Below are 14199 nucleotides of genomic sequence, written 5' to 3' on the forward strand. Positions count from 1 at the left end.
TCGTAAAAGAGATGTTCCCAGGGACAGCAATATTTTTCCTGCATTGATTGCATCTCCTAAAGTTGTACTCGGTATTCTGACCAGTTCGGATCGATCATATCCTCTAGGTCCATATAGCGACGGTTGTAGCACCAATTACAATCACCACAGATTGCAATTTCCTGTCCCTGATTGAAGCGTGCCAAGTGCTCTTTCCTCAGTTGAACCATCTCGGGACCATTCCAGAAATCTTCGAAGCTTCCCTCACTCCAATTTGCAAATGTGAACTCTTCCACCCCATTAAGGTGATCACAAAATCCCATGCGTCCTCGACTATTGACATAAAGGTATTGCCAAGGATGAATACACAATTTTCTAACCGCTGGCTCATACACTTGTTCTTCAATCAATGAGGCAGAAAGTTCAATACGAGCCCCTGTTTCCTCAACTAGGGTTTTCAAAGCAGCTGTTTCTGCTTTCACGGTTTGGATATGGTACTTCAGATGATTTGGATCGCCATCACTGGTTTTCAAGGGCTCCAGCTTAAAACGGTCAATCCCAAGGTCGAGACCGATGTGAACAATATTCTTGATATCCAGCAAGTTCATACCACTGGCAGTAATGCAGAAATAAACTTGCTGCTTTGGATCTAACCCCGAAGTTTCTGCTGCTCGGATGATCTGGCGAACATTTGCCAACATTTTTTCTAGTTTTGCTCCTACTCGCAGCTGTTCATAGAGTTCGGGATCCGCTGCATCAATGGAAACACCAACAATCACCCCCGCTTCTCCAAGCTTCTGCCACAGGTGGGGTTTATTTACTGTTGCATTAGTGATCAATTTTTTCTGCAGTGGAAACCGCATAGCATAATCGAGATATGCCTCGAAATTAGGTAGTAGTGTACTTTCACCCCAACCGCGCAAATCGACAAAGCGGGCATGAGGAAAAAGTGCATCTGCAATCTCTTTGAACACCTCTAGCGACAGAACATCACCCGCAACGGCTGATTGTCGACACATGGGACAGAGAAGATTACACCGATCAGTTAATTCAATGTAAAGTCCCTGTGGATAATCGCTACAGTGAGCTGAAACTATTTGTGTTTGAGAATTGTTTTCGATTGTTTTGCTGATGGATAACATAAATTATCTCCTCAAAAAATGATACTAATTAATATGGAAAAGCCTTCTAACAGCCCTACAGTCATGACTTAGGCATCATTTGAATCCTCCAAAAGCGATATCCGGGAGGATGAAAGCAAATTAGAACAAACATAATTGACCTGATCTAATGTCATCGTTGGATACAGAGGAAGGGTTATCACCCTTTGAGAAAACGCCTTACTTTTTTCGACTCCAGAAGCTTCTAAATGTGCAAAAGCAGTAAAATTAGTAATGCAGGGATAATGTAGACTGGTTTGGATGCCTGCAAGCTTCAAGTCTTGAACAACACGTTCACGTGTACGTTGATCGGGTGCGACAATTGGCATTAAATGATAAGCTGAGTCACCAGAGAAATGGCGGAAAGGAATTATCCAATTAGACAATGAATCCAGCTGACTATAATAGGCATTCACGATTTCCTGTCGTCGATGATTATTGCTCTCTAGCTTTTGAAGTTGTGTGCGTCCTAAGGCAGCTCTGATTTCATCAAAACGATAGTTAAAACCATGTAGAACTACATCGTAAGATCGGGCGTGTCCCTTGTGGCGTTCCCAGGTTAGCGTAGTCATTCCGTGGGAGCGCAATAAGCGAACACGCTTGGCCAAATCGTCTTGATCGGTTGTGATGAGCCCTCCTTCTCCTGTCGCCAGGTTTTTATTACTAAAGAACGAGAAACAGGCAATATCTCCCAGTTGTCCCACTCGATGACCGTGAGGAAACCGAGCTTGTGAGTCCAGGTAGCGAGCACCCACTGCATGGCAAGCATCCTCAATGACGGCTAAATCATGGCGTTCACAGAGGGCTCGAAGGTCAGCCATGCGACAGGGATATCCTCCATAGTGCATAACGACAATTGCCTTTGTTTGCTGCGTAATTCGATGTTCAACATCTGTGATATCAAGGGTTGGTTCATCCAGGCTAATGATATCTGCAAAAATGGGGCGAACACCCACTGCAATAGCCGTGTTAGCCGCAGCAACAAAATTAAGCGCAGGTTGAATAACTTCGTCTTCTTTTCCTAATCCCAAAGCCAGGTAAGCGAGTTGCAGGGCAGCGGTACCACTCGAAACGGCGATCGCGTGCTTAACTCCCAAAAACGATGAAAACTCTTCCTCAAAAACTTTGACTTCTGGCCCCATAGACAGCCATTGCCGCTGGAGAACTCGCTGAATAGCCTTTTCTTCTTCTACTCCGTAATCCAAATCGCTGAGGGGAACTTTCCAGTTAGACAAGGTCAAATTCCTCCCGTTTCTCAGCAAATAAATCTTGGGCTTTTGCATAGTCATCGGGCCGACCAATATCTAGCCAAAGGCAATTGGCAGGATAAGCACAGACTTGCTCGCCTTCCTCTATTAGCCGTAAAACTAAGTCTGGGAGATCGAGGTATTTGCCATACTCAATATATTTAAGGACACGGGGCTCATAGGCATAGATCCCCATGCTGACCGGATAAGAGGTCTCTGGCTTTTCGATGTAGTCAATCACTTGATGGTGGTCATTCAGCTTCAAGACACCCAAATCAATCTTGACATTCCGAGTATAGCAGGCGATCGTAAGTGCCGCATTCTTATCTCGATGAAACTGAATAAGATGGTTAAAATTTAAATCAGTGAGTAAATCACCATTCATGACCAAAAATGTTTGGTCAAGATTTGGAATGAAGGATAACGAGCCTGCAGTTCCCGTTGGCTCTTCCTCTTCAACAAAATCCAGGTTTATTTTTTCTACCAAGCTATGTCGATGATCAAAGTAAGCCTTCACCAACTCTGCTAAATGGCCCAATGTTAGGGTAATGTTGGTAATGCCATAGCGAAGCAGACGGCGGATGAGAATTTCTATAATCGGAACATCACCTAGTGGAACTAAAGGTTTAGGAAAATTGACTGTAAAGGGCTTAAGGCGCGTGCCTTTTCCTCCAGCTAAAATGACAGCCTTCATTCCTGCGGTAAGATGGTGATCGGTACTTGAGCCAGACCCTTTCATACTACCTCTCAGACAACATAGTCTTGATTTCGATATTGAGCTTGGTGCTGTTTCATATATTCAGCAACCTGTAATAGTCCTGCTTCCAAAGACACCTGAGGCTGCCATCCTAATCGCTGTTTTGCATTTGAAGCATCACACAAAAGTAGATCAACTTCACTTTGCTTGGGACGTTGCCGTTCAGCCGTACTTATAATCTCAGCATGACTGTTTACGACCTTTAAGCAAGTATGGGCAATTTCTGCCACGCTCACTGCATTACCCTGTCCAAAATGGATAGTTTCTCCCTCGATACCTGATGCTTCTGATGCCAATAAGAAGGCTCTCGCAGTGTCCAATACAAAGGTTAAGTCTCGCTTGGGCGTTAAATTTCCTAAACGAATTGTGTTCGTTCCTGCCATAGCCTGAGACAGCACCGTTGGAATAATAGCCCGCGCTGACTGCCGAGGACCATAGGTGTTAAATGGTCGTAGGGTAACGACAGGCAAGTCATAAGTGCAAAAGAAAGATTCCGCAAGTTTATCAGCTGCAATCTTACTCGCAGCATAAGGAGATTGAGCCTGTAAAGGATGATCCTCCCTCATCGGTGTATAGAGGGCAGTACCGTACACTTCACTAGTTGAAGTAATAATAACCCGACGCACTGTTTTTTGTCGGCAGGCTTGCAAGATATTCAAAGTTCCACCTGTATTGGTTGCAAGATAAGAAGCAGGAGCGTGATAGGAATAGGGAATTCCGATCAATGCTGCCAGATGGAAAACAACCTCGCAATTTGCAACCAGATCTGTCACGAAGTAGGGATCGGTAATATCGCCTAGACAAACCTCTAGATTTTCTCGTAACTGAGGCTGAATGTCTTGAAGATGTCCCCAGCTGCCTTGACTATTGTAACGAACCAAAGCTCTGACTTGATGCCCATGCTGAAGCAACATCTCAACAAGATGGCTAGCAATAAATCCACCTGCACCCGTTACTAAAACTGTCATAGCTACTCTTTAGAAATTAGGTTAATCTAGAGATTAGAAGCTGAAATAGCGTCGATGATTTCATCAGGAGAGTCTGCAAGCAGCGAAGCATGCAAAATATATTTAACTGCATCCAGAAGATCAGACGCTAAATACGAAACTTCTGCAGCATTTGTCCATTCAGGTCGATAGAGATTAGATTGAATTAAACAACTTCCTTTGCAGCCAGCGTTGGCCCCTGCTAAAACGTCACTAATTGAATCTCCAATCATCCAACTTTGTGAAATTGAGAGCCCCATTTCTTGCGCAGCCCGCAGTAGCATGCCTGGCCCAGGTTTGCGGTCAATGTGCTCGATCTGCGTCAGGTCTGAAGTTTGAGGAACATGGGGACAGTAATAAATAGCATCAATGCCAATCCCTTGGTCGTGAAGTAGCATCTCCAGTCTGGCATGAATAGATTCTAAGCCCTTCAGACTTAACATCCCCCTTCCTACAACAGATTGATTCGTGACTACGACGCAAGCAAACCCAGCTTCTCGTAGCAAAGATAGTGCAGAAACAGCAGTGGGCTCTAACTCTACATCCTCAGGATTGCAGAGATGGTGAACATGCTTGATCAATGTGCCATCCCGGTCTAAGAAGATCGCTGGCTTAAGTTTTAACTGAGTTGCCATAAGAAGAATTGACCCTAAACATCAATCTTATCTTCAAATAATCCACAAATCTTCTGGCTAAACATATGTCCTAAAACGAGCTGAACATCTTCGATAACACCATAATTATTAGAGGGAATCGTAAGGTTCAAATCAGCCATTGAAGCAACTTTACCACCACCAAACCCGGTGATCGATATCGTTTTGATACTGAGATCTTGAGCAGTTGCACAGGCTTCTAAAATGTCAGGCGAATTACCTGAGGCCGTTAGCATCAATAAAAGGTCACCCGGATTGCCTGTTTCCTTAACCTGAAAACTAAAGATCTTTCGGAAATCAAAGTCATTGCCAAGTGCAGTAATAATCGATGGAGAGCCTGCCAAATTGAGAACTCGCAGCCGTGATTGATAGGTGCGAAAAGCACTAGTTAAGTCACAGTGATAATGGGATGCATTACTGGCACTGCCACCATTCCCAATGAGCAAAACCTGTGCCTGTCGTAATCCAACATCTGCAATGAGATGGGCGATCGCTTCAACCGTATCAAAATCCAAATTAGCGAGTACATCACTGAGTGTTTTAGCATATTTCCTTGGATTTTCAATTATCTGTCGATGCCGAGATTTGCTCTTTTTTATTGATGTAACAGGACTCATGATTTTAATATTTATTTTACAAGACTGCATTTATATTTCGAGTCAAAAAAATTGGTAAAAATCTTGACGAAACTGGTCTAGTCGGCTCGGGGTACCAATGTCATAAAAACGATGTTTACTCATAAAGGTTTGCATTGTTCCAGCGGATGCGAAATCTGGAAAAATATCTTCTTCTAAGCTAGCTGGAATTTTATTGGGAAAGTTATCTATATGGTTAAGATGTAAGACTAAAGCCCCTGCATCAACATATTCAAGTTTCAGATCGGGTCTATCTTTAATGTATTGCTGGAGAAATCCATCAGGGCTGACTCGAACATTATTGGGAACCGGCAGTTCACCTTGATTTGGATAGATTGTCATGATGGCTGTTTGATCGTACTGCTGAGAATGTTGAAACATCAGCGAGTAGTCACACGGCAGAAAAGAGTCACCGTAGACAACAACAAATACATCATTCAACTTTTCATAGGCATTGGATAAGCAGCCTGCTGTCCCTAATGGCATTGTTTCGACACTATATTCAATCTCAACATTCCACTTATGGCCATTACCAAAGTAATCTTTCACTTGTTCCCAGCGATAGCCAAGTAATAGCAAGATTGACCGAATGCCCTGTCGCTGTAGATACTGAATTTGGTACTCCAAGAAAGGATGTTCTTCAACTGGAGCCATAACCTTTGGCAAAGTATCTGTAAGAGGAGCAAGACGCGTTCCTCTTCCTCCTGCGAGAATAACAGCCTGATCAAACATGATTAGGCCTCCTGCATTGCTTTTGTTGAGACAGAACTGTGTGTTTGAGAAAATACATCAATATCTCTACGGGCTCGCTCTATCGCCGTGAGTATCTCAGCCTCATTAACACAGACTAAAGGTTTTTCATGAGTCATCGCAACCAGACCAATCGACCGCAATAAAACAAAGGGATGTTGTTCTAAACCTGAACTGAGATAGCCATGTTTGTTGTCCTTCCGGATCAGTTGGAGGGTTTTGTCAAAATCGAGGGTCTGTGGAAATTGAATCTTCGGATTAGCACCATGGAGTAGACGGTAGTGTAACCAATACTCCTCTTCACTTAACCATTCTCGATTTAAGGAGATGGCAGAAGCTACTAACATTCCTAATCCAACAGCAATCCCATGGGATAATTCACTGTGCTGGACCTCTAAAGCGTGACCCACCGTATGGCCATACTCCAGGGAAATCCCTATTCCCTTTTCATAAGGATCGATAAGAAGTAGCTTCTGTTTTGCCTTTATCCCGAGCAAAACTAATTGAATCCACGTGGAATCATTAGCTGGCTGCCTAATCAAGGAGACCAGCTTTTCTGTTTGTTCAGCATCAAAAACAAGGCAATTTTTGATTAGTTCATTGATGCCAGCAATAAGTTCTTTTTCAGGCAAAGTCTTCAAGAAATTGACAGAGACAAAACTAGCTTCAGGTAAGTAGTACATGCCAAACAGGTTCTTCCCACGCTGACCATTTACGGCCTGTTTGAGTGATAAAATTGAATCTGACATGGCCAGGAAGGTTGTTGGCATATGAACCATAGAAATGCCTCGGTAAAGCAGGCCTGCAACCATCCCAGCAATATTCCCTGCAAGCCCGCCTCCAAGGGCAATCACGATACTGCGGCGAGTTACCCCCGCTGCAATCGCCTCTTCTAAGAGACGATTAACTTGATCTAAGGTCTTTAATTTCTCAGAGGGTTTGACCAGCGCTTTACGCACTGAAAAATTAGAACAATATCGTGATTCAATGACAGTTCCATACAGTTCCCAAACACGATCATCTGCGATAAAAAATATTTGATCAGGATTCTTTTGTTGGCAAAACTTAATGCACTCATGATGTACATCTTGACCAATCAGGATGGGCATGTTGCGCTCGCCAAAGTTGAAGCAAACTTCAAGAAATTTGCTGCTTTTTAGCTGCTCACTAAAGTTCGGGGAAAGCAAAGTTTTCATAATTTCTAATTTATCCCAGAATAGATTTTGTGAAGTGCCGCTGCAATCATATCCATATCCTCACGGGGTGACAATAAAACAGAGTGGTGTAACAGTAATGTTTTTTCATGTACTTCTTCTGAAGAAGGAAGATGAAAACGTTTTTTGTCAACTAAACTTTTCACTGACTCTGACTGCTGAACCCAAGCTTTTTTCTCAGGAACGTACAGTGGATGACGTGATAGAGGAACATATGGTTGATGTACCCATGTTCCAAGCTCTGCTGAGAGTGCTTCCCCAACCCAGGCAACGGTTTTTCCCCGTAAAAATGTCTCATTTAAGAAAAAAGCAAAATGGTAATAGACTTCCTCATCATCTGGTTCGTGATAAGACGGAATAGAAATACCAGGCAATTGTTGTAAGAGCTGGGCAAGATAAGCTGCATTGCTTCTTCTCTGTTCATTTTGGGCTTTAAGCTTTTTAAGCTGGATCGTTAAGATTGCAAGCTGAATATCAGAAAGACATCGATTACGTCCACTAAGGACGTGGCCAGATTCCAGCAACTCTGTTCGTCCTAAAGTACGACCATCTTCGCCTGCTAAGAAACGTCCATCTGTACGAAAGCGATAAATTCTCTCGGCTAGGTCATCATCATTCGTGACGCAGCATCCTCCCTCCCCTGCAGTCAAAGGCTTACCCTGTTGCATGCTAAATGCTCCAACTTGACCGAGTGTACCCACGCACTTACCTTTCCAGCGTGCGCCATGGGACTGGGCGCAGTCTTCTATAATTGTTAAACCATGCTCTTTAGCAATCTGACATAGTGCCGACATATTGGCAATACGACTGTAGAGATGAACTACCAAAATTGCCTTAGTCTTAGAAGTAATCAGCTGCTTCACTGATTTGGGATCAAGACACATGGTCTTTGGATCAACATCAGCTAACACAGGAATCGCTTGCTGAGCCAGAACAGAATATGGACAAGCCACCCAAGTAAGCCCAGGCACAATGACTTCGTCCATCGGCTTAACATCACAAGCTTCCATCGCTAGCTCTAAAGCTGATGTCCCATGATCAGTTGGAATACAGTACTTAGCGCCCAGAAAGCTGCTAAATGCAGAAGCAAATATCTGTTCTTGTAAAGGTTTACCATTAGAGAATCCGCTGATGGTCCAACGCCCACTGCGTAATACTTTAATAACTTCCGATTCAGTTTCTGCATCGGATTGAGGCCATTTGGGCCACTGCCTTTCGAAGATAGGGGTTCCTCCATCAATGGCTAACCTGCTAATTTGAAGAACTATCATATCGAATATCGATAATTGTCATCTGAATTGGAAACTCCACCCAAATAGTATTTAACAGTAGCTTGTTGACTGCAAGCAAACCGAAAATCAATATTTAAGATTTTCTTTAGAATCTTGTCATCTTCTCCTACCTGATTATCCAGCTCTTCTTGAGTGAATTCTGCATTAAAGCCAATACGCAGCAGTGATTTAGTCCTGAACAACCACTCATTCATATCTACCGTTGCTACATTTCGAGGATCGTCTGAAACTCGAGGACCATCATACACAACAGCATCTCCCAAACGGATAACTTCGTTGTCTACACACCATTTATAGAGAAGAGTTGCAGTCTTTGGATCTGCATGCCAGGGATAATAATCCCCTTCAAAAAGAGAACCGTCAGGGTGGAGTAGAATCCTCCAAGAGTAGGCAGCATCTAGTTGCTGCTCTTGAATACAGTGCAACAAACTACTTAGATGATTAGGCAAAAACTCATTATCGTCATCTAGAAAACAGACAAAAGGTTCCTGGATTTTTTCTAGGGCAGACTGACGTAGTTTAGCCATGCGAGGAGAGGAGTGCTCGTGGTAGGGTACATCTTCAATGGCTACCCACCTGACAATATCTTTGATTGGTTTGAGTACTGGGCTAGTTTTTAACTCATTAACTCGTTCTGAAAAGACATAATGTATTGTAGGTACTTGCTGTAGTCTGACGCTATTGATGCAGCGCTCTAATTCTCTGTCTCGATCTACACAAAATGTAATAACGGCTACAGTTAACATGTAGTACAGCCCTTTTTAGATGCGAATAAAGCGACGTAAGCATAGTTGCCAAGAAGCTAGACCTATCCTAGATCTGTATGCGTTTAAACCCTCTAACTTTAAATATTTCGTTAGATTTCTTGAATTCGCCAATACTGTGACCATTTATGCAACTTTCTCTTGGGGGGGTGATATCATGTCCGGTTAAATACTTATACTAAGCGTCGAAAGCAAGGCAGAGGGCAGAAGGCAGAAGGCAGAAGTAAAAAAGTAAGGTTTCAAGGGTAATGGTTTTTTATAACTAATTATCCGAACATAATATGATATGCAAGCTGAAATCCTTACTGGGTAATAATTTCAGCCCATAAGTTACAAAAAGATACATTCTGTTTTGGGCGCTCCTTTGGACGTAGTTATAATGGTTTGAGCTTCCAGAAAATGAATCGAGAGTTAATTTCCGACTGTATCTTCCCTGAGTTCATTGGCCTCAAAGCCTTATATAGCAAGCTTTTAATGGATAATTTCACCCCCTCAGCTAATCAAGACTTATTGGCTGAACTACCAGGGCAACAGAACATACTATTATCAGCTCAAACCAGGCCAAGGTTATACTCAACAAACCTATGTAACTCATCCTTGGGTAATTACAGATAATCAACACCACTGTCTGGGAGTTTATTACCTTGACGGACAAGCACGTACCGTCAACTATTCCAGCTAGTTTTTGTGCTCAGCTGAGTTAGAGCCCTTTAAACCCTGGATTGATCTAGCTAAGCGCTTTGCGCTCAGCTAGAAAAGCTTTATCTGGAGACAAAAAATTTAAAGCTAACCACCAATGGCGTTGTTAGTACACGCCAGGATTAACGCGATCGTCGCCCGCATTATAAACTTCTGAGGTCTTAGTCACGGTAAAATTACCTTTATCAATTTGCTTTTGTAACTTTTTCTTCTGCTTTGCGCTGAGTCCCTTAATGTTCAGAACATCTTCTACTGACTCGTAGGGAGCATTATCAGCAATCTTACGAGCCAAGTTTGGGTAGAATCCGCGATATTTGCGAAACTTACGCAAAGGAGTATTGTTCAGGTCAGTCTTCTTACCAAACTCGGTGGCTAACTTGCGATCAGCCGCATTGCTCCGGGAACGAGCGATTAAAGCGGTAGATGAGGGCAACGTTAAGTTATTTAACGAAAATGTGTCTGCTGAAGACATAGGGGAAGCGATCGCATTTTGGGGTAAGCCCAAGCACCCCAAGCTAAGCACTAGAAGGCATAACACTGCCAGATGAACCAATTTTTTCATCATAAAACTCCTTACTTACACAACACAGCACTAAGAGAAATTAATCTCTGTGGGTTTAGTTTAATTTTTGTTTCTCATCATCTCATAATATCGAAGTCCAGACACAAGACCTAAACTTTTTCGAGAAGACGATTCCCACCCTAGTTCATTGACAAATGTTGCTTTGTAAGCTATGAGCTATCAGCTATAGCAAAGGGAACAGGGAACAGGGAACAGGGAACAGGGAGTAGGGAATATCGCATCAAAATTCTCTCAATTCCTACACGGATTGCTATATCAGCTATCAGCGTGTCGCGTATCAGCTATCAGCTTATGGGCTACAGATAGAGCTACTGTTAGCGCAGCGTGGCCAAAGGCCAAGGCCACGCTACGCCAATGGATGACGGCTGACCGCTGACGGCTGACCGCTGACCACTGAATAACGAATTCCTAAGCAAATCCTAAAATAGATCTAAAAGCTGACGAATAAACTTGAGTTTTGTGGCACTATAACAATCCTGAGAAGAACAAATAGCAACAGGATTTAGCCATGACTCTACGATTGGGGGATACCGTACCCGACTTTACTCAGAATTCTAGCGAAGGTGAGATTAACTTGTATGAATGGGCAGGAGATAGCTGGGTGGTGCTGTTTTCTCACCCAGCCGACTTCACCCCAGTTTGCACCACCGAGTTAGGTATGGTTGCTAAACTCAAGCCCGAATTTGAGAAGCGCAATGTTAAAGTGCTAGCCTTGAGCGTGGATGATGTTGACTCCCACAAAGGCTGGATTGGAGATATCAACGAAACCCAGACAACAACGGTCAACTACCCGATTTTGGCGGATCCAGATAAAAAGGTGTCTGACCTTTACGATATGATCCACCCCAACGCTGACAATACCCTAACCGTACGCTCTGTTTTCATCATCGACCCACAGAAGAAATTGCGGTTAGTGTTAACCTACCCTGCTAGCACCGGTCGTAACTTTGACGAAATCCTGCGAGTGATTGACTCCCTACAGTTGACCGATGACTATAAAGTTGCTACTCCGGTTAACTGGAAAGACGGGGATGACTGCGTTATTGTACCATCCATCAAAGATCCAGAAGAGTTGAAGGAACGGTTTCCCAAAGGATATGAGGTAATTAAGCCCTATCTGCGGATGACACCCCAACCTAACAAGTAATATCAAGTTCGGTTGAATACCCATAATAAAAGTGTGGGGAGATGGGGAGATGGGGAGATGGGGAGATGGGGGACATTTTTATTAAGGGTAATTATCCTGACATGATATAAAATAATTATCAGGTCTGAAGGATGAAGGATTAAGGATTCTTCATCCTTCATTCTTAATTCTTCATTCTTAATTCTTCATTCTTCATTTTTAATTCTTAATTCTTCATTCTTTATAATTTGTAATTTAAACTTGATTGAAATGGATATCAAAGCAGGTTTTGTTAACACAGTTGGGAATACACCACTGATTCGCTTAAACAGCTTTAGCGAAGAGACGGGTTGTGAAATCCTAGGGAAAGCGGAGTTTCTCAATCCAGGCGGTTCTGTAAAAGACCGAGCTGCCCTCTATATTATTAAAGATGCAGAAGAAAAAGGCTTACTCAAGCCTGGGGGTACAGTTGTTGAAGGAACCGCTGGCAATACGGGCATTGGTCTAGCCCATATCTGTAATGCTAAGGGATACAAGTGCTTGATTATTATCCCGGAAACTCAATCCCAAGAAAAAATGGATACCCTCAGAACACTGGGAGCTGAAGTCCGCCCAGTGCCAGCAGTACCCTACAAAGACCCGAATAATTATGTAAAGCTTTCTGGACGCATTGCCCAAGAGATGGATAATGCCATCTGGGCGAATCAGTTTGATAATTTGGCAAACCGACAAGCTCATTATGAAACCACTGGGCCAGAACTGTGGCAGCAAACTGACGGGAAAATTGATGCTTGGGTCTCAGCAACTGGGACAGGTGGGACCTATGCAGGGGTAGCGATGTATTTGAAAGAAAAAAATCCTAACCTTCAATGTGTGGTGGCTGACCCCATGGGCAGTGGTTTGTACAGTTATGTCAAGACCGGTGAAATTAAACCGGAAGGTAGCTCTATTACAGAAGGTATCGGTAACAGCCGTATTACTGGCAATATGGAAGGGGCTCCCATTGATGATGCGATTCAAATTGATGACCACGAATGTCTCCGGGTAGTTTACCAGCTGCTGAGTCGGGATGGATTATTTATGGGAGGGTCTGTCGGGATTAATGTCGGAGCTGCTGTTGCTCTGGCTAAACAAATGGGACCTGGTCATACAATTGTGACTGTACTTTGTGATGGCGGTGGTCGTTATCAATCACGGCTATTCAATCGGGAATGGTTGGTATCTAAAGGACTTTCTGTGGGTGATTGCACCTCTTGAGGAAAAAGGCTCAAGGGTCATGAATCTAGTCATCTTTGTAAGTATTCAGCCAATGGCAACGGGAAACGGGGAACAGGGAGCAGCAGACAGGAATCCTTGACATTTCTTACTAATCTTTAAGGATAACACAAATAAAAACAAATAACAGTACCCTTTCGAGTACTGTCACAGATGCCAGCAAACTTGGTATTGTAATTGATATGGATCAATATCAAGCCTTGCTCTGTGAGCACCTTGAGCACCCTAGGCACCACGGATGTCCCTAAAAAGACACCTACAGACACTGGTGCCAAGGCTTTCCACTTTGGAAAGACACCTCAAGTCAACTGAGCTTTTGGTTATCAGTCGAACCTAAGCTCCTTGGCTGTAGGGGCATAGGGGCTGATACCTGTTTGCATAAAGTGTAGCATGGGCGTCGCGCCTTAGCTGAACGCTCAAACTCGATCAGTGTCACAAATCAAGACTTAATTCTCATTATTTATTAAGAATAATCATGAGGCTTCTTCAAGAAAAACTGAAGTAATAAGCCTCAACTTGGTATGTTGATTTTTCTAGAGGAAGTACACCAGATGCAAACCCAAGACCTCCTAAAATCCCCTAATCGTCAAAAATTTGATGCAGTAGTTGATTCTAGCTGGAAACAAAAAGAAAACTCTGAGGTATATACATTTATTAAACGCCAACTCAAGTACTTCAATCTTGAACAGGAACTTGATATAGGCCAGATACTTTTTGAAGGCTGTCTTCGTGGTGTTAGCAAAATTGAATCTGGACAAGATATTCAAGACCCCTCAGACTGGCTAAAATCTACCTGCTTCTACATAATCCTAGAGCATATCCGCATCACTTACGTCTACAGCAGTTCTGACTGGCAGCTGACTACAAGCAATTGGGAGCAAGCATCGCCGACCCACGCCATGGGCACTTACAACTAATGTGGCAACTAATGTGGCAACTGATGTGGTAATTCTTTGATGATCATAAGGGCTATAGTCATTAGGGTCACTCTTGGACAAATGTAAGTAGGGGCATACTAAAACACCGCTATGGAAAGATTTTTTATGCCAATTTGGCAACACAGCTCCGTAACCTCATTG

The 14199-nt window shown here is 43.2% G+C and carries 15 protein-coding genes; 4 read left to right on the top strand and 11 right to left on the bottom strand.

The features are described 5' to 3' along the window. Window positions 1-56: 56 nt before the first annotated feature. From F6J94_RS18910 to F6J94_RS18955, 10 genes are all read right to left on the bottom strand, one after another. Window positions 57-1121, bottom strand: coding sequence for a radical SAM protein (locus tag F6J94_RS18910; RefSeq protein ID WP_293019860.1), 1065 nt, complete (start codon window positions 1119-1121; stop codon window positions 57-59). A gap of 68 nt (window positions 1122-1189) precedes the next feature. Next, window positions 1190-2374, bottom strand: coding sequence for a DegT/DnrJ/EryC1/StrS aminotransferase family protein (locus F6J94_RS18915; protein WP_293043339.1), 1185 nt, complete (start codon window positions 2372-2374; stop codon window positions 1190-1192). Continuing rightward, window positions 2367-3080, bottom strand: coding sequence for a sugar phosphate nucleotidyltransferase (locus F6J94_RS18920; RefSeq protein ID WP_293019862.1), 714 nt, complete (start codon window positions 3078-3080; stop codon window positions 2367-2369). Before F6J94_RS18920 ends, F6J94_RS18915 begins: the two co-directional genes overlap by 8 nt. Window positions 3081-3133: 53 nt before the next feature. Beyond that, window positions 3134-4111, bottom strand: coding sequence for a GDP-mannose 4,6-dehydratase (locus F6J94_RS18925; protein WP_293043342.1), 978 nt, complete (start codon window positions 4109-4111; stop codon window positions 3134-3136). Window positions 4112-4137: 26 nt separating this feature from the next. Continuing rightward, window positions 4138-4764, bottom strand: a complete 627-nt coding sequence (locus F6J94_RS18930) for an HAD family hydrolase (protein ID WP_293019864.1) — start codon at window positions 4762-4764, stop codon at window positions 4138-4140. Between the two features lie 14 nt (window positions 4765-4778). Then, complete coding sequence (locus F6J94_RS18935) at window positions 4779-5399, bottom strand: SIS domain-containing protein (RefSeq protein ID WP_293043345.1); 621 nt, start codon at window positions 5397-5399, stop codon at window positions 4779-4781. A 42-nt stretch (window positions 5400-5441) separates the two neighbouring features. After that, window positions 5442-6149, bottom strand: a complete 708-nt coding sequence (locus tag F6J94_RS18940; RefSeq protein ID WP_293043348.1) for a sugar phosphate nucleotidyltransferase — start codon at window positions 6147-6149, stop codon at window positions 5442-5444. Between the two features lie 2 nt (window positions 6150-6151). Further along, window positions 6152-7363 carry an iron-containing alcohol dehydrogenase gene (locus F6J94_RS18945; protein WP_293019867.1) on the bottom strand — a complete coding sequence of 404 codons (1212 nt, stop codon included), beginning with the start codon at window positions 7361-7363 and terminating at the stop codon, window positions 6152-6154. 5 nt (window positions 7364-7368) lie between these two features. After that, entirely contained in the window at window positions 7369-8652 is a 1284-nt protein-coding gene (locus F6J94_RS18950; RefSeq protein ID WP_293019868.1) for a DegT/DnrJ/EryC1/StrS aminotransferase family protein, read from the bottom strand. After that, window positions 8649-9419 carry a glycosyltransferase family A protein gene (locus F6J94_RS18955; RefSeq protein WP_293043351.1) on the bottom strand — a complete coding sequence of 257 codons (771 nt, stop codon included), beginning with the start codon at window positions 9417-9419 and terminating at the stop codon, window positions 8649-8651. The genes F6J94_RS18950 and F6J94_RS18955 overlap by 4 nt, the downstream gene beginning before the upstream one ends. A gap of 517 nt (window positions 9420-9936) precedes the next feature. On the opposite strand from F6J94_RS18955, the gene F6J94_RS34345 reads away from it, so the two are divergent. Continuing rightward, window positions 9937-10119, top strand: a complete 183-nt coding sequence (locus F6J94_RS34345; protein WP_367142237.1) for a hypothetical protein — start codon at window positions 9937-9939, stop codon at window positions 10117-10119. A gap of 123 nt (window positions 10120-10242) precedes the next feature. On the opposite strand, the gene psbU is transcribed toward F6J94_RS34345, so the two are convergent. Further along, on the bottom strand, window positions 10243-10698 hold the full coding sequence (gene psbU / locus F6J94_RS18960; RefSeq protein ID WP_293043364.1) for a photosystem II complex extrinsic protein PsbU: 456 nt from the start codon (window positions 10696-10698) through the stop codon (window positions 10243-10245). Window positions 10699-11227: 529 nt separating this feature from the next. Here psbU and F6J94_RS18965 point away from each other — a divergent pair. The 3 genes from F6J94_RS18965 (at window position 11228) to F6J94_RS18975 (ending at window position 14037) form a co-directional block, all read left to right on the top strand. Continuing rightward, window positions 11228-11866 (top strand): peroxiredoxin, encoded by a 639-nt coding sequence (locus tag F6J94_RS18965; protein ID WP_293043354.1) that lies wholly within the window; start codon window positions 11228-11230, stop codon window positions 11864-11866. A gap of 249 nt (window positions 11867-12115) precedes the next feature. Continuing rightward, the gene (locus tag F6J94_RS18970) at window positions 12116-13102 is read left to right on the top strand and encodes a cysteine synthase A (protein ID WP_293043358.1); all 987 of its coding nucleotides are present in this window, start codon (window positions 12116-12118) and stop codon (window positions 13100-13102) included. 539 nt (window positions 13103-13641) lie between these two features. Next, window positions 13642-14037 carry a hypothetical protein gene (locus F6J94_RS18975; protein WP_293043361.1) on the top strand — a complete coding sequence of 132 codons (396 nt, stop codon included), beginning with the start codon at window positions 13642-13644 and terminating at the stop codon, window positions 14035-14037. Window positions 14038-14199: the final 162 nt, after the last annotated feature.

It is taken from the genome of Moorena sp. SIO1F2, from assembly GCF_010672755.1.
In the GTDB taxonomy this organism is placed as follows: domain Bacteria; phylum Cyanobacteriota; class Cyanobacteriia; order Cyanobacteriales; family Coleofasciculaceae; genus Moorena.

Bases quoted from the DNA above. Each gene is read 5' to 3' on its own strand.
- F6J94_RS18910 (WP_293019860.1), bottom strand. From the start codon at position 1,121: ATGTTATCCATCAGCAAAACAATCGAAAACAATTCTCAAACACAAATA.
- F6J94_RS18920 (WP_293019862.1), bottom strand. From the start codon at position 3,080: ATGAAGGCTGTCATTTTAGCTGGAGGAAAAGGCACGCGCCTTAAGCCC.
- F6J94_RS18925 (WP_293043342.1), bottom strand. From the start codon at position 4,111: ATGACAGTTTTAGTAACGGGTGCAGGTGGATTTATTGCTAGCCATCTT.
- F6J94_RS18930 (WP_293019864.1), bottom strand. From the start codon at position 4,764: ATGGCAACTCAGTTAAAACTTAAGCCAGCGATCTTCTTAGACCGGGAT.
- F6J94_RS18935 (WP_293043345.1), bottom strand. From the start codon at position 5,399: ATGAGTCCTGTTACATCAATAAAAAAGAGCAAATCTCGGCATCGACAG.
- F6J94_RS18940 (WP_293043348.1), bottom strand. From the start codon at position 6,149: ATGTTTGATCAGGCTGTTATTCTCGCAGGAGGAAGAGGAACGCGTCTT.
- F6J94_RS18945 (WP_293019867.1), bottom strand. From the start codon at position 7,363: ATGAAAACTTTGCTTTCCCCGAACTTTAGTGAGCAGCTAAAAAGCAGC.
- F6J94_RS18950 (WP_293019868.1), bottom strand. From the start codon at position 8,652: ATGATAGTTCTTCAAATTAGCAGGTTAGCCATTGATGGAGGAACCCCT.
- F6J94_RS18955 (WP_293043351.1), bottom strand. From the start codon at position 9,419: ATGTTAACTGTAGCCGTTATTACATTTTGTGTAGATCGAGACAGAGAA.
- psbU (WP_293043364.1), bottom strand. From the start codon at position 10,698: ATGAAAAAATTGGTTCATCTGGCAGTGTTATGCCTTCTAGTGCTTAGC.
- F6J94_RS18965 (WP_293043354.1), top strand. From the start codon at position 11,228: ATGACTCTACGATTGGGGGATACCGTACCCGACTTTACTCAGAATTCT.
- F6J94_RS18970 (WP_293043358.1), top strand. From the start codon at position 12,116: ATGGATATCAAAGCAGGTTTTGTTAACACAGTTGGGAATACACCACTG.
- F6J94_RS18975 (WP_293043361.1), top strand. From the start codon at position 13,642: ATGTTGATTTTTCTAGAGGAAGTACACCAGATGCAAACCCAAGACCTC.